This window comes from Alloalcanivorax sp. C16-2, from assembly GCF_046507615.1.
Lineage (GTDB): Bacteria > Pseudomonadota > Gammaproteobacteria > Pseudomonadales > Alcanivoracaceae > Alloalcanivorax > Alloalcanivorax marinus_A.
Map to the genome: position 1 here is coordinate 211033 of NZ_JBKFTL010000001.1, position 20935 is coordinate 231967.

Sequence of the window (20935 nt, forward strand, 5' to 3'; positions counted from 1 at the left end):
CGGAGACGGAACCATGGGTTACGCAGTGACAGATCGCTGGTCGATCAAGAACGCCCCCGCCATGGACGCCGAACAGTTCCAGCTGTGGCAGGCGTTACTGGAGGAGCGTACCGGCATGACCCTGGCGCCGGAGCGCAAGCCGTTCCTGGAGACCAGCCTCAACATTCGCATGCGCGAGCTGGGCATCGACGGTTACGACACCTATTACGAGCAGTTGGTGACCGGCGCCACCGAGGCCCGGGCCATGGAATGGTCGGTGCTGGTGGACCGGCTCACGGTCCAGGAAACCAGCTTTTTCCGCCATCCGGGCTCCTTCGCTCTGGTGGAGGATTTCGTCAACCGCTTCGCCGACGAGCGGCAAGCCGGCGCCACCCTCAATGCCTGGAGCGTGGGGTGCTCCACCGGCGAGGAGGCCTATTCCCTGGCGATGCTGATCCAGGAACGCTTCAACGACAGCGATAAGGAACTGTTCTACGGCATCACCGGCACCGACATCAGCCTGCCCACCCTGGCCAAGGCCCGGCGCGGCGTGTTCGGCCGGCGGCGTGTGGAACAGATCGATCCGCGCCTGCGCGAGACCTATTTCACCGAGGTGGACGCGAACAACATGCAGGCCGGCACCACCTTGCGCGAGCGGGTCTGCTTCGCTTACCTGAACGTGTTGAATCTGGATCAGGCTCCGATGGACAACATGGACCTGATCTTTTGCCAGAACATGCTGATCTACTTTCGCCGCTGGCGGAAACGTCAGATCGTGACCCGGCTCGCCGGCCGGCTGGCACCTGGGGGATTGCTGGTGCTCGGACCCGGCGAAATCACCGATTGGCAGGACCCGCGCCTGGAACGTGTGCGGTTCGCGGATACCCTGGCCTTTCGGCGCCGGCAATAATAACGCGGGAGACGTCATGAGCGACCGTCACGACTATCTGGCACTGGACTGGGTTCGCGGGGAGATCCAGGAAACCCTGAACCAGGCCCAGCAGGCCCTGGAAGCCTTCGTGGAGAATCCCAATGACTCCACGCGCATGCGCTTTTGCCAAACCCATCTGCACCAGGTGTACGGCACCCTGCAGATGGTGGAATTTTATGGCGCCGCTCTGCTCGCCGAGGAAATGGAAAAACTGGCCCGCGCCCTGGTGGACCGTCGCGTGGGCAATGTGAGCGACGGTCAGGAAACCCTGATGCGCGCCATCCTGCAGCTGCCGCCCTACCTGGACCGGGTGGCCAGCAATCGTCGCGACCTGCCGGTGGTGCTGCTGCCGCTGCTCAATGATCTGCGCGCCGCCCGCGGCGAAGCACTGCTGTCCGAGACCGCCCTGTTCAAGCCGGACATGCGCGAGGCCGAAAGCCAGGGCCGGGTGCCCGAGGCGGTGCGCGCCGATCCGCGCTTCGCGCAACTGACGCGCAAGATACGCCAGATGTTCCAGCTCTCCCTGGTGGGCCTGATGCGCAACGACGACACCGCACGCAACCTGGGCTATATGCGCAAGGTGTTCGCCAAGCTCGAGCAGGTCACGGGCGACGCCGCCCGGGCGCCGCTGTGGCGCATCGCCGACGCTCTCGCCGAGGGCCTGCAGGAACAGGTGATCAGCCTTGGCTCCTCGGTGAAGCAGATTCTCGGCCAGGTCGACCGCACCCTGCGTGAACTGGCCGCCGACGGTGCCGACAGCCTGGAACAGCCGGCGCCGCCGGAGCTGCTCAAGAACCTGCTCTACTACATCGCCAAGGCGGAACACGACAGCCCACGCATCCGCGAAGTGCGCGCCGGCTTCCGCCTCGACGAGGCACTGCCCTCCGACGATCTGGTCAACGCCGAACGGGAACGCATGAGCGGCCCGGACGCGGTGGCCATGAGCTCGGTGGTAAGCGCCCTCTCCGAGGAAATCACCGAGGTGAAGGACGCCCTGGAGCGCTTCGTCCACGAAGGTGACTCCGACCCCACCAGCCTGGAGCCGCAAACCATCCGCCTCAAGCAGGTCTCCGACACCGTGGCGATGCTCGGCCTGGGCCAGCCCCGCGCCCTGGTGGAAGAGCAGCTCAAGGTCATGGAGAAGATCGTCACCGGGCGCCGGCCCCCGGAGCGCGATACCCTGATGGACGTGGCCGGAGCCCTGCTTTACGTGGAAGCGACCCTGGCCGGCATCGGCGGTGATTCCCGGCGCCCGGCGCCGCTCGGCGGCGATGCCCTGCCCAGCCACGTGGGCCAGGCCATGGACGCGGTGCTGCGCGAATGCCGCGCCGGCCTGGAAGAGGCGAAGGACGGCATCGTCGAGTTCATCGCCTCGCAATGGGACCGGACCCACCTGCGGCCGGTACCGGAGCGGCTCAACGCCGTGCGCGGGGGGCTGGAAGTGGTGCAGTTGAACCGACCGGCGGACATCCTGCGCCAGTGCGTGCGCTTCGTGGAGGAGCGCCTGATGTCCGGCGAGGCAACCCCGGACTGGCGCAGCATGGATACCCTGGCCGACGCCATCACCTCCGTGGAGTACTACCTGGAGCGTCTCAGCGACGACCCGGAAACCCGCGACGACATTCTCGATCTGGCCCGGGCCAGCGTCGGCGATCTGGGCTACCCGTTGCCGGAAACGGCGCGGACCGAAGAGCCGCTCGACGACACCGGGGACACCCTCGACGACGCCGCGGATGAAGCCGCCGGGGCGCCGGTCCCGGAACCGGAACCGGAACCGGAACCGGACAACGAAACCCCGGCCCTGGCCGAGCCCACCCCGGAACCGGAAGACGACGACGATCTGATCGACGATGAAATCATCGAAATCTTCGTCGAGGAAGCCGGCGAGGTGCTTGAGGATCTGGACCAGTACTTCCCGCGCTGGGCCGCCAACACCGGCGACGAAACCGCGCTGGTGGAGTTCCGCCGCGCCTTCCACACCCTCAAGGGCTCCGGTCGCATGGTCGGCGCCACCACGGTGGGAGAACTGGCCTGGTCCATCGAGAATATGATGAACCGGGTGATTGACCGCAGCATCCAGCCGGATGCCACTCTGATCGAACTGGTGCGCACCGTGCACGGCCTGATCCCGGCCCTGGTCGAGGCGTTCGCGAAACACCAACCGCCCCCCTTCGATGTGGCCCCCCTGGAGAAAGCCGCCTTCACCCTGGCCGAAGGCGGCAAGCTGGACGCGGTGCCCCAAGTGGACGCCGACCCCGCCGCGCCAACGGTCGAACCGGCGGTGAACGCCGCGCCCGCGTATGACGACGGCGACCAGGACGCCGAGGAAATCACCCTGAGCGCCTACGAGCCGGCCACCCCGGAGGCGAAGGAACACGACCCGCTTTCCGATCTGGACGGCCTGGAGTTCGAACTGCCGCCGGCGCCGGCCAGCGACGACGGCGCGCCGGACAACAGCGTCGACCCGGTGCTGCTGGATATTTTCCGCAGCGAGGCGGAACGCAACCTGGCGCTGGTGCGCCAATGGCTGGATTCCCTGGACCCGCACTTGTCCGAGCACGCGGTGGACGACCAGGTGCATCGCGCCCTGCACACCCTGAAGGGCAGCGCCCGCATGGCCGAGATCAACGCCGTGGCGGAACTGGCGGAACCGGCGGAAAAACTGGTCAAGGAGCTGATCAATGGAGGCCGGCGCGCTGACGATGAACTGGTCACCCTGATCCGCGAGACCCACGAGCTGCTGCAGCGGGGCCTCGCCAACCTGAGCGGGGGGCCGGTGACCCTGCCCGAAGCGGCGCCGCTCATTACCCGGCTGGTGAACGCCCGCGAAGCGCTCAACGAAGACAGCGAAGGCACCGATCCGCATATCCTGTCCGTGTTCCTGTCCGAAGGCATGGACCTGATCATCGATACCGACAAGCTGCTCGAACAATGGGTACTGGACCCGGGCCACACCGACGAGCTGGCCCGCCTGCGCGATGAACTGGAGTTGCTCGCCAACAGCGCCGACACCGCCGGCCTGGATGAAATCCACGGTCTGGCCCGGGCGCTGGCCAATGTCTACTCCGAGGTCAACCAGGGCCGCCTCGGTTTCAGCGATCGGCTGCTGGAACTGGCCCGGGAAGGCCACGAAGCGCTGATGAACATGATGGACTGCCTGGCCGCCGGGCAGACCGTGCGCGCCGAGCTGGGCCTGGTGGACGCTCTCCGTGACCTGGCGGAAACCCCTGGACCAGGAGGCCCCGGCGACGGCCCGCGCGCCGACCTGGACCCGGAACTCACCGCCCTGTTTCTGGAAGAAGCGGAAGATCTGCTGCTGTCCGCCAGCGAACACCTGGCCACCTGGGAGCAAGGTGAAGCGGAAAGCCGGCTGGCCCTGCAGCGTGATCTGCACACCCTCAAGGGTGGCGCCCGCATGGCCGCCGTGACCGCCGTGGCCGACCTGGCCCATGAGCTGGAAAACCTCTACGAAGTCGCCGGCGCGCCGGACCGGGGCACGCCGCCCCCCTCCCTGTTCGATGTGCTGCACCGTGCCCATGACCGGCTCGCCGACATGATCGAGGCGCTGCGTCAGGGTCGCGCCCCGGCCCCCGCCCCCGACGTGGAGGCGGCTCTGGCCCGGGCCGCTACCGCGCCGGCGGTCGAGACGACTCCGCCGGAACCAGCACCGGCGCCGCAAGAGCCGGCGTCCACCGTCACGGAGCGAGACCCGGAACTGGTGGCCATCTTCCTGGAAGAAGCCAACGACATCCTGGAATCCGCCGGCCACAGCCTGGACACCTGGATCGCCGAGCCGGACAACGCCCTGGAGCTGCAAGCCCTGCAGCGCGACCTGCACACTCTCAAGGGTGGCGCGCGGATGGCGGAAATCCCCGAGCTCGGGGACCTGGGCCACGAACTGGAAACGCTCTACGAGGCCCTCGGCCTGGAGCGAGTGGCGGCGCGGGCGCCGCTGTTCGATCTGTTGCACCGCTGCCATGACCGGTTGGCGGAAATGGTGGAGGCGGTGACCGCCGGGCGACCACTGAGCCCGGCGGAAACACTGATTCAGGCGCTGTACGACTATCTGCGCGACCCGGACACCTTCGAGCTGCCTCCGGCGCCGGCGGCCACCGCCGAAACCGCCGATACCAGCGTCCCCGCCGAGCCGGCACCCACGCCCACGGACATGCTGCCGGAGGAAGTGGACGGCGAGATCCTGGATGTCTTCCTGGAGGAATCCGAGGAACTGGCGGAGATCATCGACGGCTGCCTCACCGCCTGGCGCGATCACCCCGAGAGCCGCGATTTCAGCGATGATCTCAAGCGCGCCCTGCATACCCTCAAGGGCGGTGCACGCCTGGCCGGCCTCAATGACCTGGGTGAGGAAAGTCATCGCCTGGAAAGCCTGATCACGCGCCTGGAAAGCCAGCGCCGCGACCCGGAAGAAAATGATTTCGAGGCGATGCTGGCGCACTTCGATGCCATCACCCAGCGCCTCGCCGGCCTGCGCGAAGCGCTGGCCCGGCGCCCGGCGCCAGCCGGCCCGCCGGCCACGGTGGAAAGCGGAGACCCGGCCGACACCCAGCCACGCCGGGAAGAGCGTCGGCCCCAGGCCCAACCCCAGGAAATGGTACGGGTGGGCGCCGACGTGCTCGAGGCGCTGGTGAATCTGGCCGGGGAGACCTCCATCAACCGCAGCCGGGTGGAACAAAGCATCAGCGAATTCGGCTTCAACGTGGCGGAGATGAGCGCCACCGTGACCCGGCTTTACGAACAGCTGCGCCGTCTGGACGTGGAAACCGAGGCGCAGATTCTCTCCAACTACCAAAAAGGCGTGGACCGGGGCGAATTCGACGACAAGTTCGATCCCCTGGAAATGGACCAGTATTCCGAGCTGCACCAGATCACCAAGCAGCTGTCTGAATCCGCCTCGGACCTGCTGGACTTGAAGAACACCCTGCTCGACCGCACCCGCGACACGGAAACCCTGCTGTTGCAGCAGCAAAGGGTCAACACCGACCTGCAGGAAAAACTGATGCGCACCCGCATGGTGCCGTTTTCCCGGCTGGTGCCGCGCCTGCGACGCATCGTGCGGCAGATTTCCGGCGAGCTGGGCAAACGGGTCACTTTCGATGTGCTCAACCCGGAAGGGGAGCTGGACCGCACCCTGATGGAACGGGTGGTCGCGCCCCTCGAACACATGCTGCGCAACGCCGTGGACCATGGCATCGAGCTGCCGGAGCGGCGCCGCGAAGCCGGCAAGGAAGAGGGCGGCCACATCAGCCTGGAGCTGGCCCGGGAAGGCGGCGAGGTGGTACTCACCCTGGCCGACGACGGCCGTGGCATCGACACCGAGGCGGTGCGCCGCAAAGCCATCGAACGGGGGCTGATGAACGAGGACGCCCAGCTCCCGGACCACGAGATCCAGCAGTTCATCTTCCACGCCGGTTTTTCCACCGCCAGCCAGGTAACCCAGGTGTCCGGTCGTGGCGTGGGCATGGACGTGGTGGCCAGCGAAATCAAACAACTGGGCGGCTCGGTGCTGATCGACTCCAGGCCCGGCAAGGGCACCCGCTTCCTGGTACGACTGCCTTTCACCCTGGCCATGAACCGGGCGCTGATGGTGCGCGTCGGCGAGGACGCCTATGCCATCCCGCTCAGCCAGATCGAAGGCATCGTGCGCGTCAGCCCCTATGAACTCAGCGACTACCTGGAACACTCCGACGACGGCGAGGCACCGGCCTATCACTACGCCGGCCAGGCCTACGACCTGAATTACCTGGGTCGTTTCGTTCACGACACCCGCGCCCCCAACCTGGAAAACCAGACCCAGCCGCTGCCGGTGCTGCTGATCCGCAGCGCCGATCACAGCGTCGCCCTGGTGGTGGACACCCTGATCGGCTCCCGGGAAGTGGTGGTGAAATCGGTGGGCCCGCAACTGGCCAGCGTGGCCGGCATCAGCGGCGCCACCATTCTCGGCGACGGGGCCGTGGTGATCATTCTCGACATCCACTCACTGATCCGCGCCGCCCAGGCACAACAGAAAGCTCTGCCGGAACGGGCTCCGGAGACGGCGGACCACGAGCCGGTCGCGGAGGAGGCCGGCGACGAAACCCGCGCCGCGCCACTGGTGATGGTGGTGGACGACTCGGTGACCGTGCGCAAGGTCACCAGCCGCCTGCTGGAGCGCAGTGGTTTCGAGGTGGTGACGGCGAAGGACGGCATCGACGCCATCGCCGCCCTGGAAGAGAAAACCCCGGACGCGCTGCTGCTGGATATCGAGATGCCGCGCATGGACGGCTTCGAGGTGGCGACCCATATGCGCCACGACGACCGCCTCAGGACGGTGCCGATCATCATGATCACCTCGCGCACCGGCGACAAACACCGTGAGCGAGCCTTCGACATCGGCGTGAACGCCTACATGGGCAAGCCGTTCCAGGAAAACGAACTGCTCGCCACCCTGCGTGAACTGCTCGGCGAAACCGGGGAGATCGACGCCTGATGGCCGCCGCGGCGGGCCGGGTCGGCGTGATCGCCGACGACACCCTGCAGGGTCACCTGCTGGCCGGCGCCATCAAGGGCCAGGGTTACCGGGTGGTGGTCAACACCGACCCCGAGCACCTGGAAGCCCGCTGGCTGATGGAAGACGCCCTGGACCTCTGGGTGGTGGACCTGTCCCGGGAGGATCGCTGGCAGCCCTTCCTGGATCATCTGCTGGAGCGGGCCGCCGCGCCTCTGCTGTTCTGTGACGGCCAGGCGCCGGCGCGCACCGCCGAGCACTATCCGCGCTGGGAGCGGCGCCTGGTCACCAAGCTGGTGGATTACATCGGCGCTCCGGCCGTGGAGGAACGGCTGGAAACCCTGCCACGGATGCCGTCCCCGACGCCGATTCCGGAGCCCCGGGAATTCCAGGCGCTGCCCGACGGGGAACGCAACGGCGCCGAGCGGGTCTGGGTATTGGGGGCCAGCCTGGGCGGCCCGGCGGCGGTAAAGCAGTTTCTCGACTGCCTGCCGCCACACCTTCCGGTGGCGTTCATACTCGCGCAACATATCGATGGCGGTTTTCTCGATACACTCTGTCAGGTGCTGTGCCGTGACAGCCAGGTGAGCTGTCGGGTGGCCGGCGACGGCAGCCGGCTGGCCCATGGCCACCTGCTGGTGGCGCCGGTGGACCAGAGCATCGAATTCGACGCCAACGGCACCGTGCGCCGCAGCGGCCAGGGCTGGGAAGGCCCCTATGCCCCTTGTATCGACCAGGTGTTGCATAATGTGGCCCACGGCTTCGGCCACTGTGACGGCGCCATCCTGTTCTCCGGAATGGGCAACGATGGCGCCATCGCCGCGCCCCGACTGGCCGCCGGCGGCACCCGGGTGTGGGCACAAACCGCGGAAAGCTGCGCGGTGAGCAGCCAACCGGACGCGGTGCGTGAAACCGGCTGCGTCGCCTATAACGGCACGCCGGAGCAACTGGCCCGGCAACTGGTGGACCAGGTGCGCCGGCAGGTGGCGACCGGCCCCGCCGCCTGACCGGCCCGACAAAAACCGAGGATAAGAGTCGCCATGTCCGACGCGCAGATTCCCGACGACATTCCGAGCTTGCTGATCCCCATGAAGGGTCGCCCCTGGCTGATTCCCAACATCGTGGTGGCGGAGGTCATTCCCCTGCGCCAGCCCGACCGGCCCGGCCACGGCCCGGAATGGCTGCTCGGCTGGCTCAACTGGCGCGAGCAGGAAGTGCCGCTGGTGTCCTTCGAAAAGCTCAACGAGTCCGGCCAGGTAACCATCGGCACCGAGGCACGCATCGCGGTGATCAACACGGTGGCCGGCCAGGCGCGTTTCTACGCCGTGGTGGTACAGGGCATTCCCCGCCTGCTGCGGGTGGACAAGGGCGACCCGGTGGAAGAGCCCGGCGACACCGGCCCGGCGGAATCCATGTACGTCCAGGTCGGCGGCGATCTGGCGGTGATTCCGGACCTGGACGCGGTGGAACGGGCGGTGGCCGGCCTGCATTCATGATCGACTGGGCTCGCCTGGAACACCTGGCGGCGCAGCGCCTTCACGACGGGCGCCGTTACCTCAACCGCCACCCCACACCGCACCATGGCCTGCGTGAATTCCTGCGCTGGCAGCGAGAAACCCGGGGACGCTTTCCGGCCCGGCTCGACTTCCCCGTGCGCCGCCCGGACCCGGTGCTGCTCAACAGCCCGGCGGCGGAGCCCCGCTTCACCTGGATCGGCCATGCCACCTATCTGGTGCAATACCAGGGCTGGAACCTGCTCACCGACCCGGTGTTCTCGGAACGCTGCTCACCATTGTCCTTCGCCGGCCCGAAACGCACCGTGCCACCGGCCCTGGGCATCGACGAACTGCCCGACATCCATGCCGTGCTGGTATCGCACAACCATTACGACCATCTGGATCGGGAATCGGTACGAGCCCTGAATCGGCGTTTTGGCGATCGCCTGCGCTGGTTCGCGCCCAGCGGCGTGGGCGCCTGGCTACGCCGGCGTGGCATCCACCAGGTGGTGGAGCTGGGCTGGTGGCAGCACCACCGCGATCCGGAATTCGATGCGTTCTGCGTACCCGCTCAGCATTTCAGCGGCCGCGCCGCCGGCGACCGCAACCGCACCCTGTGGTGCGGCTGGCGTCTGGACTGGCCCGGTTTCCGCCTGTTCTTCGCCGGCGACACCGGTTACGCACCGGTGTTCGAGGAGATCCGTCAGGTGCTCGGCCCGGTGGACGTGGCCCTGCTGCCGATCGGCGCCTACCAGCCACGCTGGTTCATGTCTCCGGTGCACATCAACCCGGACGAAGCGGTGCGCATCCACCGGGACCTTCAGGCGCACCGCTCCCTGGCCATGCACTGGGGCACCTTCGTGCTCACCGACGAGCCGCTGGACGAACCACCCCGGGCCCTGGCGGAGGCCCGGCGGCGCCAGGGCGTGGCGGACAAGGCTTTTCGCGTACCCGGCCACGGCGATACCCTGGCGCTCCGAAACGGGGAACTGGAGGATGCCACCGAATGAGCGCCCATACGCGCGGACAACGGCTTCGCTGGCTGATGCGCTTCGTCGCCTGGCTGCCGCTGCCGATCGCGGCCGGGCTGGGCGCACTGCTGGGCGATCTGATCACGCGGATACCGCTGCGCTACGCCAGCGCCTACCGCACCGTGCTGATCAATCTGCTCGCCACCCAGCCGACGCTGAGCCTGCCGGAGGCGCGCCGCATCGGTCGCCAGAGCCTGCGGGAACTGGGCCGCTCGTTTTGCGAGTTCGCCCATGTCTGGCAACGCCCGGTGGAGCAGACCCTGGCGCGGATCACCGAAATTCATGGCGAACGGGCCTATCTGGATGCCTGCGCCGAGGAACGGCCGGTGCTGCTGCTGTCCCTGCACCAGGGCAGCTGGGAAACCATCAACCTGTATCTGGGCCGCCAGGGCAACACCACGGTGATGTACCAGCCGCACCCGGCCACCCTGGTGGACGCCCTGGTCAAGAAAGCCCGCGAGCGCACCGGCTGCCGGCTGGTGCCCACCAATAGCCAGGGCGTCAAGGAAGGCCTGGCCACCCTGCGCGGCAACGGCACCCTGGCGCTGCTGGCGGACCACAACCCGGGCAACCGCAGCAATCCCTTCATTCCCTTCTTCGGCCACCCGGTGCCCACCCCGGCCCTGGTGGACAAGCTGGTGCGCCGCTACCGACCGCGCATCTTCATCGTCTCCTGCTACCGGGGAGAAGGCGGCGTGCGCGACGTGCGCGTGCACTTCGAACCGGCCACGGAACTGGAGAACGCCGAGGGCGAGACCTGCGTGCTCACCACCCTCAACCGCTCCCTGGAAACCTGCATCCGCCGCAACCTGCCGCAGTACCAGTGGACCTACAAACGGTTCAAATGGGAACCCGGCGGCCGCCGTACCTGGTACCGCCACTCCCTGTCCCTGCTGCGCCGGGCGGCGCGCGGCGAAAGCCGCGAGGCCCTGGGCCTGGCGCCGAAAAATCCCCCGCGCCCCTGATCCCGCTCAGCTTCCGTTAAGCCTGGCCGGCGATACTGGCCGGGAACCAACAACGGGATCGGGGAACCATGGACACAACCAACACCTGGACCAACACGGCCAAGACGCTGCACTGGCTGATCGCCTTTCTATTGCTGGCGGTCTGGGCCAGCGTGGAGCTGCACGAGCTGGTGCCCCGGGGCAACCCCTGGCGGGATTACTGGATCATCGCCCACTTCACCCTGGGCGCCTCGGCCCTGGCGGTGATGATCATCCGCCTGGTGTGGCGGGCCGGCCACCGCCCGCCGGCGCCCCTGGGCGACCGCCTGCAACAACGGCTGGCCACGGCGGTGCACGGCCTGCTGTATCTGGCGGTGCTGGCGATGCCGGTCACCGGCCTGCTGATGCGCCAGCTGGACGGCAAGAGCACGCCGCTGCCCGCCGGCCTGGCGATCCCGGCCTGGCTGCCCGCCAACACGGCCCTGGCCGAGCGCCTGGAAGACCTGCACAAGGAATGGCTCTGGAACGCCCTTCTGGCGCTGATCGTGCTGCACGTGGCCGGCGCCCTCTGGCATCACTGGGTGGACCGGGACGCCACCCTCAAGCGCATGCTGCCGGGCCGTCGCTCACGGTGACCCGGCGGCTCAGGACGCCGGCGATTCCGCCTCCACGAACACCCGCTTGATGCGCGGGTCCTGGGCTTTCAGGGTGCGGTCCAGTTCGGCGATGACGGTTTCCAGGCGGCGCGTGCCCAGGGACGGCGAGAAGGTGACGCTGATGTTCACCAGAATGAAATCCGGGCCCATGTGCATGGTCAGCACTTCGTTGACCGCGTCCACGCTGGGCATGGACAGCGCCGCCCGGCGGATGCCGGCCACCACCCGGGGGTTGGCCGCCTCGCCGATCAGCAGGCCTTTGGTTTCATAGGCCAGCCAGCAGGCCGTGCCGGCGAGAATCAGGCCAATCAGGATGGAAGCCAGGCCGTCGAACCAGAACGCGCCGGTGAGCTGGCTGAGCAACACGCCCAACAGCGCCACCACCAGACCCAGCATGGCGGCGGAGTCCTCGAACAACACCACGAAGGTGGTCGGGTCCTTGCCATGGCTGATCGCCTCCACGTAGCCCCGGTCGCCCTTGGTGCGGCGAAACTCCTTCAGGGCGATGCTCCAGGCGGTGCCTTCGAACACCATGGCCAGCCCCAATACCACGTAGTTGATGATCGGATTGCTGATCGGCTCCGGGTGCATCAGGTGCACCACGCCTTCGTAGAGGGAAATGCCGGCGCCCAGGGCGAAGATCAGGATCGCCACCGCGAACGCCCAGAAATACACCTCCTTGCCGTGGCCGAAGGGGAACCGCTCGTTGGCCGGCGTCTTCGCCCGCTTCATGCCATGCAACAACAAAACACCATTGCCGGTGTCCACCAGCGAGTGGATACCCTCGGAGAGCATGGCGGAACTGCCGGTGATCACCGCCGCGACGAACTTGGTGACGGCGATCAGCATGTTGCCGGCCATCGCCGCGATCACCACCTTTCTGGACCCGGACATGGGCGCCTCCCGATATTCATGACATGGCGCAGCATGCCCGCCCCGACGCCACCTTGCCAGCCCCGCCCGGGCGCCGCAGAATCACCGCTTCGTCTGGAGAACCTGAATATGCCGATCGAGAAAGACAAGGTGGTCAGCCTGCACTACACCCTGTTCGACGCCGACCACGACCTGGAACTGGAACACAGCCCGGCGGATCAGCCGCTGTCCTACCTGCACGGCCACGGCAACATCCTGCGCGGCCTGGAAGAGGCTCTGGCCGGCAAGGACGAGGGCGACGCGGTAAGCGTGACGCTGACGCCCGAGCAAGCCTACGGGCGCCGCGATGAATCGCTGCGCCAGCGACTCTCCGCCAAATACCTCAAACACGCCGGCAAACTGCGCCCCGGCAAGGTAGTGGAAGTGCGTACCGAGCAGGGCCCGCGCCGGGTCACCGTGATCAAGGTGGGCCTCAAAACCGTGGATGTGGACGCCAACCATCCGCTCGCCGGCCTGCCGCTGCGCTTCGAGATGCGCGTCATCGACGTACGCGACGCCAGCGACGAGGAAAAAGCCCATGGCCATGCCCACGGGCCCGGTGGCCACCAGCACTGAAGCCACCGATCATGAACCGTGGCACGGACCGGCGCCGGCCACCGTGCTAACGTATCGCCACCAGGAGGGAGGGGCGCATGCCGGAATACAGTTATTGGATCATTCTGGGGTTGGTGTTGGTGATCGCGGAGTTCGCCGTCTCCGGCCTCGTGACCATCTTTCTCGGCCTGGCCGCGCTCCTGGTGGGAGCGCTGGCCTGGCTGGGCTTGATCGACAGCCTGGTCTGGGAGATCACCCTGTTCGCGGTGTTCAGCCTGGTGCTGCTGGTGGTGGCGCGCCGCTACCTGCGCGAGCGGCTGTTCGGCCGCGAGACCCACGGCGCCAGCAGCGACGACAGTGCCGGGCTGGTGGGTGCCCGGGCCACCGTGGAGGGCGCCTTCGAGGATGGCATCGGCACGGTGCGCTATCGCGGCGCCCTGTGGCAGGCACAATCCACCCACCCCCTGAGCGACGGCCAGATGGTTCGCATTCTTCGCCATGAAGGCCTGTGGCTGACCGTGGCCCCCTGGGCCTCCAAGGACTGACTTTCTAAGGAACCGATATCATGATGGGACTCATCATTCCCGCTTTGCTCGCCCTCGGCGTGATCATTCTGCTGTTCATGACCGTGCGCATCGTGCCGCAGCGGCAGATCTTCGTGGTCGAGCGGCTGGGCAAGTACCGCACTTCCCTGGAAGCCGGCATGCACGTGCTGATGCCGTTCATCGACCGGGTCGCCTACCGGCACTCGCTCAAGGAAATCGTCCGTGACGTGCCGCGCCAGAGCTGTATCACCAAGGACAACATCGAGGTGTCCATCGACGGCGTGATGTACCTGCAGGTGATCGACGCCAAGGCCGCCAGCTACGGCGTGGACGACTATGTGCTGGCCGCCCAGCAACTGGCCCAGACCACCCTGCGCTCGGTGATCGGTAAGATCGATCTGGACAAGACCTTCGAGGAACGCGCCGAGATCAATATGGAAGTGGTGCGCGCCGTGGACGAGGCGGCCCAGCCCTGGGGCGTCAAGGTGCTGCGTTATGAGGTGGCGGACATCAACCTGCCGGCCTCGATCAAGGACGCCATGGAGAAGCAGGTGCGCGCCGAGCGGGAACGCCGCGCCGTGGTGGCGGAATCCGAGGGCGACCGCCAGGCCGCCATCAACCGCTCCGAGGGTGACCGTCAGGCGGCGATCAACCGTTCCGAGGGTGAGAAGCAGGAGATGATCAATATCTCCGAAGGTGAGAAGCTCAAGCAGATCAACGAGGCCCAGGGCCGCGCCGAGCAGATCCAGTTGATCGCCAACGCCACCGCCGAGGGCCTGCGCCACGTGGCCGGCGCGGTGAAGGCGGAAGGCGGCGAGGAAGCGGTGAGCCTGCGCATCGCCGAACAGTATGTTTCGGCCTTCGAGAAACTGGCCAAGGAATCCACCACCCTGCTGCTGCCGTCCAACCTCAGCGACGTGGGCGGCACCGTGGCCGGCCTGCAGAAAGTGCTCAAGAAGATCGACGCCACCCAGCCCTGAGTGGGCGGACCTTGAAATCAGCGCCCGGGGTGCCATTCTTTCGGTTCCCCTAGCGCTGACAGGACCCCGATCATGCCCCGCCATTTCGAAACCGCGCCCGGCCTGTGCGACAAGCCGGACCGCGAGACCCAGTCCTACCTGTTCAACCAGACCATGTTGCGCATCAAGGATCCGGCGGCCAGCCTGGATTTCTACACCCGGGTGCTGGGCATGCGGCTGATCCGCAAGCTGGATTTTCCGGAAGCGGAATTCACGCTCTACTTCCTCACTTATCTCAACGACACCGAAGCCACCGAGGTGCCCGGTGACGACGCCAAGCGTCTTACCTATACCTTCAGCCGCGAGGCGATGCTGGAGCTGACCCACAACTGGGGCACCGAGAACGACCCGGCTTTCCGTTATCACAACGGCAATGACGAACCCCAGGGCTTCGGCCACATCGGCATCACCGTGCCGGACGTCTACGCCGCCGCCGAGCGGTTCGAAAAACTGGACGTGGAATTCGTGAAAAAACCGGACGATGGCCGCATGAAGGGCCTGGCCTTCATCAAGGACCCGGACGGCTACTGGATCGAGATCCTCCAGGCCGACATGCTGGAAAAACAGGGCGGCGCCGGCTGAACGCCGACACCGCCCGGAAACGATCCACCGACGGGATCAGTCGATCAGCGCCACCGGCGCCGGTTGTTCCTCGAGTTCCGGCGTGAAGGTGGGCGCCTGGCGGGGTTCCGCCAGCTCCTGATAGGCGTAGGCCAGCTTGATCAGGGTGCCCTCGTCGAATTCCCGGGCGAGCATTTCCATGCCCACCGGCAGCGCCGGGTCGGTGTCCGCCATGCCCGCCGGCATGGTCAGCGCCGGGAAGCCGGAGAAAGGGCTGAGCCGGTTGTTGCTGCCGGCGCTCGGCGAACCGCCCACATCCGGGGCCAGACTCAGCACCGACGGGTACAGCAGCACGTCAAAGGGTTCACCGGCGGGGCGGCCACTGGCGTCGATGTTCTCCAGGGCGGCCAGGAAACGCTGGCGCACATAGTCGGGACGCTCGTTGATGTTCTTCAGATAGTCCGCGTTGTTTTCCAGGTCCGTGCCGGCGCTGTCGTAGAAGGCGAAGGTGCCGGCGTTGCGGCTCTCGTAGCCACCGCTCTGATAGACCTCCTCGAAGGAGCGCGGGTGACCGTCGGTGGTGGACGGCCAGGACGCCAGGTACTCGGTGAGGTTGGTCTTGAACTCATAGCGGGACACGCTGCGATAGTCACTGAGAATGGTGGACAGATCGGGGATGGTCACGTCCTCCACGGTGGCGCCGGCGGCGCGCATGCGCTCCAGGGCCGCCTCGATGACCCGCTGCACCTCCGCGTTCTCGCCCTGGCCGTCACCGAACAGATCCCGCACCACGCCAATGCGCGCGCCGCTCAGGGCATCGCCGTCCAGGTACTTGGTGTAGCTGGACGGCGCCAGGGTGGCGAGCTGGTACTCGAACGGGCTGGTCATCAGATCCGCGTCGTGATCGAAGCGGAAGCGCTGGCCGGAAAACGCCCCCGGGTCGTAGCCGACCATGGCGCTCAGGGTCAGGGCGCAGTCCTCCACGGTACGGCACATGGGGCCGCCGGTATCCTGCCAGTGCGCCAGCGGCACGATGCCGTCCTGGCTGATCAGCCGCAGACTCGGGCGGATACCCACCAGGCCGTGCAGGCTGGACGGCACGCGGATCGAGCCGCCGGTGTCGGAGCCGGTGCCGACCATGGCGAAACTGGCGGCGATGGAAGAACCGGTGCCGGACGAGGAACCGCCCGGGCCCTTGGTGGGATCATAGGCGTTGCGCACCTGGCCGCCCACGGAGCTGCTGCCGCGGAACCCGAACGCGTACTCGTCCAGGTTGGCCTTGCCGATGATGATGGCGCCGGCGTCGCGCAGTCGGGCAACACTGAAGGCATCATCCGGCGGCTGGCTGGTTTCCAGCGCCAGGCCACCGGCGGTGGTGGGCATGTCGACGGTATCGAAGTTGTCCTTGAGCAGCACCGTGACGCAATGCAGCGGCCCCTGGAAACCCTCCGCCGCGTAGCGGCTGTCCAGATCCCGCGCCTCGTCCAGGGCGCTGGGGTTCACCGCGATCACGCTCTGCAGGCTCGGGCCCTGGCGGTCGTACGCCTCGATCCGGTCCAGGTAGCCCTGGACCATGTCCTCGCAGGTCAGGTCACCGGCCTGCAGGGCCGCGCGGGCCTGGGCGATGGTGCCTTCCACATAGTTAAAGGATTCGGCCTCGCCGACCGGGTCTCCGGTGCTGTCGTCGTCGTCACTGTCGGAGCCCCCACAGCCCGCCAACATCACCCCCAGCAGTGCCGGGGCAAGCCAAACTTTCGCATTCAACATTGGAATTTCTCCAGCATCAGGAAAACGCGACCAAATGCGCGCGCCGGAAAAAGGGATCAAGAAACATGCCACCGGAGAAAAAATCAGGCAGGGCAGGGAGTTATACAAAAAAGATAAGATTATTTACTGACCACGAGACAGCCGGGCACGACGCCAAATAGCGCGCGGCACGCACCAGCAGCAGGCATTTCAGATCAGGGATCGTCCCGCCCACAGAGACGCCAACAACGCCACCGGCGCGGTTTCCGCCCGTAGTACCCGCTCGCCCAGTGCAAATGGCAGGAATCCGGCGGCCCGGGCGGCTTCCAGTTCCGGATCGGAAAAGCCGCCTTCCGGACCGGTCAGCAGGGTCACCGCCTCGGCCTCGCGCAACGCGCTCGCGGCCAGCGGCGCCTCCCCGGGATGCGCGATCAGCGCCAGCCCCCGGGCTCCGGCCAGAAAATCCTTGAACGGCAACGGGCCGTCCACCAGCGGCGGCCGGTTGAGACCGCATTGTTCGCAGGCGCTGATCACCACCTGTCGCCAGTGGTCCGTCTTCTTCGCGGCGCGCTCCCCCTTGAGCCGCACCTCGGTGCGCTCGGTATCCAGCACCCGGATCGCCGCCACCCCCAGTTCGGTGGCTTTCTGCAGGGCATAGTCCATGCGGTCACCCTTGATCAGCGGCAGCCCCAGGGTCACCGGCAGCGGCGCACTCCGGTCCAGCTCATGGAATGCCAGCGGCCTTGCGATCACGCTCTTCTTGCCAACGCTTTCCAGCACCGCCGACCATTCGCCACCCTCGCCGTTGAACAGTGTCAGTTCATCACCCGGATTCATACGCAGCACCTTGCCGATGTGATGGCTGGGGCCGGCGCCCAGCGCCACGGGCTGATCCTGGGTGAACGGTTGGTCGTCGAAGAAACGGCGGCTCATGGAATTCCTCTGATACGGAGCGGACGATATCGGCGCTAAAGGCTACCATAGCCGGCCTGGATTCCATGCTCCGGGGGAGAGCCGTCGATGGCTGAAATCGTGGAGGCGCCGTTCCGCGCGCCGTGGTGGTTGCGTTCACCACACCTGCAAACGCTTTGGGGGCCGCTGTGCCGGCGCGCCGATGGCCTGGAGCGACGGCGCGAAACGCTGCCCCTGGCCGACGGCGACCATCTGTTGCTGGACTGGGCCGGGCCCGATCCGCGCCCCGGGGCACCGCGGGTAGCGCTGCTGCACGGGCTGTCCGGCAACAGCGATTCCCACTATGTGCGCGGCACCCAGGCACGGCTGGCGGCGGCGGGCATCGCCTCGGTGGCGATCAACTCCCGGGGCGCCGCCGCGCCCAACGACACCGCCTTGTCTTACCATGCCGGTGAAATCGACGATCTGGACGCGGTGTTTCGCCATCTGCGCGCCGCCGACGATCGCGGCCCGCTGGTGGCGGTGGGCGTCTCCCTGGGCGGCAGTCGCCTGCTTAACTGGCTGGCGCGGGCGGACAACGGCGCCCTCAGCGCCGCCGTGGCGGTGTGCTCGCCGCTTGGCCTGGCCACCTGCGCGGACCGCATGGATCGGGGCCTGTCGCGGATGTACCGGCGCCACCTGATCAGCCAACTGCTCACCACCCTGCGCCGCCAGCATCGTCACCTGGAGACCGTGGCGCCGGACCAGGCACGCCGGCTCGCGGCTCTGGACCTCGATGGCATTCGCTCATTCTGGCAATTCGACGGCCAGGTGATCGCACCGCTGTACGGCTTCCGCGACGCCGCGCACTATTACGCGGAATGCTCCGCCGGCCCGCGCCTGCCGGCGATCCGCACGCCCACCCTGATGATCCAGGCCGAGGACGACCCCTTCATGACCCGGGCGGTATTGCCCGGCCAGGGCGACCTGGGCCCCGGCGTGACCCTGGAGCTGAGCCGCCAGGGCGGTCATGTGGGCTTCGTGGCGGGCACGCCGACGGCGCCTGAATACTGGCTGGAGAAACGGCTGGTGGCGTTCGCCGCCGGCTTCGCCGACGCACCGCTCACATCAGCAACAGGGTAAGCAACGCCGCCAGCAGTCCTCCGGCCAGCATCACCATGATCGCCAGGGCCCGGTTCCAGATCACCGCGGTGCGCCAGGCCGGGTAACCGGTGAAGCGCTCCAGCAGCAACACGTTGGCGGCGTAGGGCGTGCTCACCCCGGTCATCGCCCAACCGCACACCATGGACAACCCCAACGCCTGGATCGCCTGGGGCGGCCAGATCGGGCCGAGCAGGGCGCCCACCAGGGTGCCGGTAAGAATCGGATTGAAGCCCATCATGCCGACGGCGTAGAACACCCAGGGCACCAGCAGCGCCGCCAGCGGGTAGCCCCAACCGGGCAATGTCAGACCGCTGCCGAGATGATGCTCCGCCAGGGCGCTGACCAGGGCACCAAGAAAGGCGGAAGCGCCGACGATCACCAGCTCGTTGGAGGCCGGCGCCAGCGACGGCGGGGCGGGCCGTTCGCCGCGCCAGGCGCCCCAGGCCAGCCCCAGCACCACCACCGACAGACAGCTCAGCGTCACCGCCCGCGGATAGCTCAACCCGGCACCGGCGCTGAGCGCCAGTGTGCCGGCGCAGATCACCGCGATCAGCCCGGTGAAGCGCAGCCAGGGCCCGGCCCCGGCGGTACCTTCCTCCGGCGCCGATTCACCGCTTTCCGGTTCCCGGAAGAAGGCCCCGGCGAGCAGGAACAGCACCGCCACCGGCAGCCCCATGCCGATCAGTTGCCAACCCTTCAGGCCGGGCAGGAAAGTCAGCACCACCGCCACCGAGATCGACAGTGGCGAACACAGCGGGGCGGCGGCGAAGCCGCGCAGCGTGGCACGGGCGGCGTTGCGGGTGCGCGCCGAATGACCTCGGCTGTTGATACGGTCGGCGACCAGGGCGGCGACCACGCCCACGGCGCCGAAGTTGAGCGGAATCGACAGAAAGGCGGTGCCAAAGGTCAGGCTGTAATAGCGGGTCAGCGAGCGGCCACCGAACAGGCTGGAGGACAACCGCGCCAGATCCCGGGAGCGGCTCAACACCGCCGACAAAAGAATCACCGAAATAATCAGCCCGATCAGGATCGCCATGTTGCGCACGCCCTTGCCCAGGGCCTGGGGCTCCAGCACCGCCGCGACCAGCGCCGCCAGCATCATCAGTACCAGCAGCATGCGCGCCACCGGGCGCAGGTCCCGCCAGCCCAGCAGCATGGCGATGGTGACCGCCAAGGCCGCCACCGCGTCGGCGCCGGGCAGTGGCAGCAGCACACCGGCCACCAGCGCCAGCCAGGCGAACAGCGAACGCAGTACCCAGACCAGGCTTCTATCGTCCGCGCTGCTCACTCCGAGCGCACCTGGCCGACGGCGCCAAACAGCCGGTCCAGGGCGGTTTCATCCAGGCGGTACTCGCGCTTCATGGCGTCCAGGTGATCCAGAGCCTCCCCTCGCAGGTAGGGCGCCTCCAGGCAAATAATCTGGTAGATGCCCTGGCGCAACAGGCCCCGGTCCAGGGTCTCGTCGCCGGATATTTCCGGGTTCAGGCCATGGGTAAAACCCGGCCAGGAGGCCGCCAGCACCCAGGTGTTGACCAGCAGCGCCCGCAATTCCTCGTCGCTGGCCTCGATCAGGCCGCTGTCGCGCAGCCGCTGATAGATGCCAAGCCCGCGCGCCAGGCTGTCCTCCACGAACACCTTGTAGCGATCACGCAGCACCGGGTCCTGATGAAGGAAATGCGCCAGGTCCCGATGCAGGAAACGACCCTCCCACATGGACGCCAGGATGCCCTCGAAATAGCCCATCTTGTCTTCCCAGGTGAGCGGGCCCTCGGGCACCGTCAACAGGGTGAGCAGGTGCTCCCGATAACGGTCGAACAAGGCCGAGACGATGGCCGCCTTGTTGCGGTAATGATAGTAGAGATTGCCCGGGCTGATGCCCAGCTCGCCGGCGATGTGGTTGGTGGTGACGTTGCGCTCACCGAACCGGTTGAACAGGGCCAGGGCGGCATCCAGGATGCGGGTTTTCGTGTCGGTCATAACGGGCCAATCAGGGCATGGAG

17 protein-coding genes are annotated in these 20935 nt (G+C 67.2%); 12 read left to right on the forward strand and 5 right to left on the reverse strand.

The annotated features are described in order from the left end of the window. Positions 1-13 precede the first annotated feature (13 nt). The 7 genes from ACLD02_RS01035 (at position 14) to ACLD02_RS01065 (ending at position 11521) form a co-directional block, all read left to right on the forward strand. Positions 14-889, forward strand: coding sequence for a CheR family methyltransferase (locus tag ACLD02_RS01035; RefSeq protein ID WP_203104380.1), 876 nt, complete (start codon positions 14-16; stop codon positions 887-889). A gap of 16 nt (positions 890-905) precedes the next feature. Then, the gene (locus tag ACLD02_RS01040) at positions 906-7397 is read left to right on the forward strand and encodes an Hpt domain-containing protein (protein ID WP_410297719.1); all 6492 of its coding nucleotides are present in this window, start codon (positions 906-908) and stop codon (positions 7395-7397) included. Then, positions 7397-8422, forward strand: coding sequence for a chemotaxis protein CheB (locus ACLD02_RS01045; RefSeq protein WP_410297720.1), 1026 nt, complete (start codon positions 7397-7399; stop codon positions 8420-8422). The genes ACLD02_RS01040 and ACLD02_RS01045 overlap by 1 nt, the downstream gene beginning before the upstream one ends. 33 nt (positions 8423-8455) lie before the next feature. After that, entirely contained in the window at positions 8456-8911 is a 456-nt protein-coding gene (locus ACLD02_RS01050; RefSeq protein ID WP_203104368.1) for a chemotaxis protein CheW, read from the forward strand. After that, positions 8908-9921 (forward strand): MBL fold metallo-hydrolase, encoded by a 1014-nt coding sequence (locus ACLD02_RS01055; protein WP_410297721.1) that lies wholly within the window; start codon positions 8908-8910, stop codon positions 9919-9921. The genes ACLD02_RS01050 and ACLD02_RS01055 overlap by 4 nt, the downstream gene beginning before the upstream one ends. After that, the gene (locus ACLD02_RS01060) at positions 9918-10907 is read left to right on the forward strand and encodes a lysophospholipid acyltransferase family protein (protein WP_203104362.1); all 990 of its coding nucleotides are present in this window, start codon (positions 9918-9920) and stop codon (positions 10905-10907) included. Before ACLD02_RS01055 ends, ACLD02_RS01060 begins: the two co-directional genes overlap by 4 nt. Positions 10908-10975: 68 nt before the next feature. Then, positions 10976-11521 (forward strand): cytochrome b, encoded by a 546-nt coding sequence (locus ACLD02_RS01065; protein WP_203104359.1) that lies wholly within the window; start codon positions 10976-10978, stop codon positions 11519-11521. A gap of 9 nt (positions 11522-11530) precedes the next feature. Here ACLD02_RS01065 and ACLD02_RS01070 read toward each other — a convergent pair whose 3' ends face one another. After that, a complete protein-coding gene (locus ACLD02_RS01070; RefSeq protein WP_203104356.1) occupies positions 11531-12436 on the reverse strand; it encodes a cation diffusion facilitator family transporter in 906 nt (301 codons plus the stop codon). Positions 12437-12544: 108 nt separating this feature from the next. On the opposite strand from ACLD02_RS01070, the gene ACLD02_RS01075 reads away from it, so the two are divergent. From ACLD02_RS01075 to gloA, 4 genes are all read left to right on the forward strand, one after another. After that, complete coding sequence (locus ACLD02_RS01075) at positions 12545-13030, forward strand: peptidylprolyl isomerase (RefSeq protein ID WP_203104353.1); 486 nt, start codon at positions 12545-12547, stop codon at positions 13028-13030. A gap of 77 nt (positions 13031-13107) precedes the next feature. Further along, positions 13108-13554, forward strand: coding sequence for an NfeD family protein (locus ACLD02_RS01080; protein ID WP_203104350.1), 447 nt, complete (start codon positions 13108-13110; stop codon positions 13552-13554). A 20-nt stretch (positions 13555-13574) separates the two neighbouring features. Then, complete coding sequence (locus tag ACLD02_RS01085) at positions 13575-14534, forward strand: SPFH domain-containing protein (RefSeq protein WP_410297722.1); 960 nt, start codon at positions 13575-13577, stop codon at positions 14532-14534. Between the two features lie 72 nt (positions 14535-14606). After that, on the forward strand, positions 14607-15155 hold the full coding sequence (gloA, locus tag ACLD02_RS01090) for a lactoylglutathione lyase (protein WP_194298109.1): 549 nt from the start codon (positions 14607-14609) through the stop codon (positions 15153-15155). Positions 15156-15191: 36 nt separating this feature from the next. On the opposite strand, the gene ACLD02_RS01095 is transcribed toward gloA, so the two are convergent. Beyond that, positions 15192-16901, reverse strand: coding sequence for an amidase family protein (locus ACLD02_RS01095; RefSeq protein WP_256244381.1), 1710 nt, complete (start codon positions 16899-16901; stop codon positions 15192-15194). Positions 16902-17090: 189 nt separating this feature from the next. Further along, complete coding sequence (locus ACLD02_RS01100) at positions 17091-17813, reverse strand: 16S rRNA (uracil(1498)-N(3))-methyltransferase (protein WP_203104337.1); 723 nt, start codon at positions 17811-17813, stop codon at positions 17091-17093. A gap of 87 nt (positions 17814-17900) precedes the next feature. On the opposite strand from ACLD02_RS01100, the gene ACLD02_RS01105 reads away from it, so the two are divergent. Further along, the gene (locus tag ACLD02_RS01105) at positions 17901-18914 is read left to right on the forward strand and encodes a YheT family hydrolase (RefSeq protein ID WP_203104334.1); all 1014 of its coding nucleotides are present in this window, start codon (positions 17901-17903) and stop codon (positions 18912-18914) included. Here the strand turns inward: ACLD02_RS01105 and ACLD02_RS01110 are convergent. Both ACLD02_RS01110 and ACLD02_RS01115 read right to left on the reverse strand, forming a co-directional pair. Next, positions 18895-20223, reverse strand: a complete 1329-nt coding sequence (locus ACLD02_RS01110; protein ID WP_410297723.1) for a hypothetical protein — start codon at positions 20221-20223, stop codon at positions 18895-18897. The two genes, ACLD02_RS01105 and ACLD02_RS01110, sit on opposite strands and share 20 nt — an antisense overlap. Next, positions 20220-20912, reverse strand: a complete 693-nt coding sequence (locus ACLD02_RS01115; RefSeq protein WP_203104328.1) for a TetR/AcrR family transcriptional regulator — start codon at positions 20910-20912, stop codon at positions 20220-20222. Before ACLD02_RS01115 ends, ACLD02_RS01110 begins: the two co-directional genes overlap by 4 nt. Between the last annotated feature and the right edge of the window lie 23 nt (positions 20913-20935).

Bases quoted from the DNA above. Each gene is read 5' to 3' on its own strand.
- ACLD02_RS01050 (WP_203104368.1), top strand. From the start codon at position 8,456: ATGTCCGACGCGCAGATTCCCGACGACATTCCGAGCTTGCTGATCCCC.
- ACLD02_RS01070 (WP_203104356.1), bottom strand. From the start codon at position 12,436: ATGTCCGGGTCCAGAAAGGTGGTGATCGCGGCGATGGCCGGCAACATG.
- ACLD02_RS01060 (WP_203104362.1), top strand. From the start codon at position 9,918: ATGAGCGCCCATACGCGCGGACAACGGCTTCGCTGGCTGATGCGCTTC.
- ACLD02_RS01105 (WP_203104334.1), top strand. From the start codon at position 17,901: ATGGCTGAAATCGTGGAGGCGCCGTTCCGCGCGCCGTGGTGGTTGCGT.
- ACLD02_RS01035 (WP_203104380.1), top strand. From the start codon at position 14: ATGGGTTACGCAGTGACAGATCGCTGGTCGATCAAGAACGCCCCCGCC.
- ACLD02_RS01065 (WP_203104359.1), top strand. From the start codon at position 10,976: ATGGACACAACCAACACCTGGACCAACACGGCCAAGACGCTGCACTGG.
- ACLD02_RS01075 (WP_203104353.1), top strand. From the start codon at position 12,545: ATGCCGATCGAGAAAGACAAGGTGGTCAGCCTGCACTACACCCTGTTC.
- gloA (WP_194298109.1), top strand. From the start codon at position 14,607: ATGCCCCGCCATTTCGAAACCGCGCCCGGCCTGTGCGACAAGCCGGAC.
- ACLD02_RS01045 (WP_410297720.1), top strand. From the start codon at position 7,397: ATGGCCGCCGCGGCGGGCCGGGTCGGCGTGATCGCCGACGACACCCTG.
- ACLD02_RS01100 (WP_203104337.1), bottom strand. From the start codon at position 17,813: ATGAGCCGCCGTTTCTTCGACGACCAACCGTTCACCCAGGATCAGCCC.
- ACLD02_RS01080 (WP_203104350.1), top strand. From the start codon at position 13,108: ATGCCGGAATACAGTTATTGGATCATTCTGGGGTTGGTGTTGGTGATC.
- ACLD02_RS01095 (WP_256244381.1), bottom strand. From the start codon at position 16,901: ATGTTGAATGCGAAAGTTTGGCTTGCCCCGGCACTGCTGGGGGTGATG.
- ACLD02_RS01055 (WP_410297721.1), top strand. From the start codon at position 8,908: ATGATCGACTGGGCTCGCCTGGAACACCTGGCGGCGCAGCGCCTTCAC.
- ACLD02_RS01085 (WP_410297722.1), top strand. From the start codon at position 13,575: ATGATGGGACTCATCATTCCCGCTTTGCTCGCCCTCGGCGTGATCATT.
- ACLD02_RS01115 (WP_203104328.1), bottom strand. From the start codon at position 20,912: ATGACCGACACGAAAACCCGCATCCTGGATGCCGCCCTGGCCCTGTTC.
- ACLD02_RS01040 (WP_410297719.1), top strand. From the start codon at position 906: ATGAGCGACCGTCACGACTATCTGGCACTGGACTGGGTTCGCGGGGAG.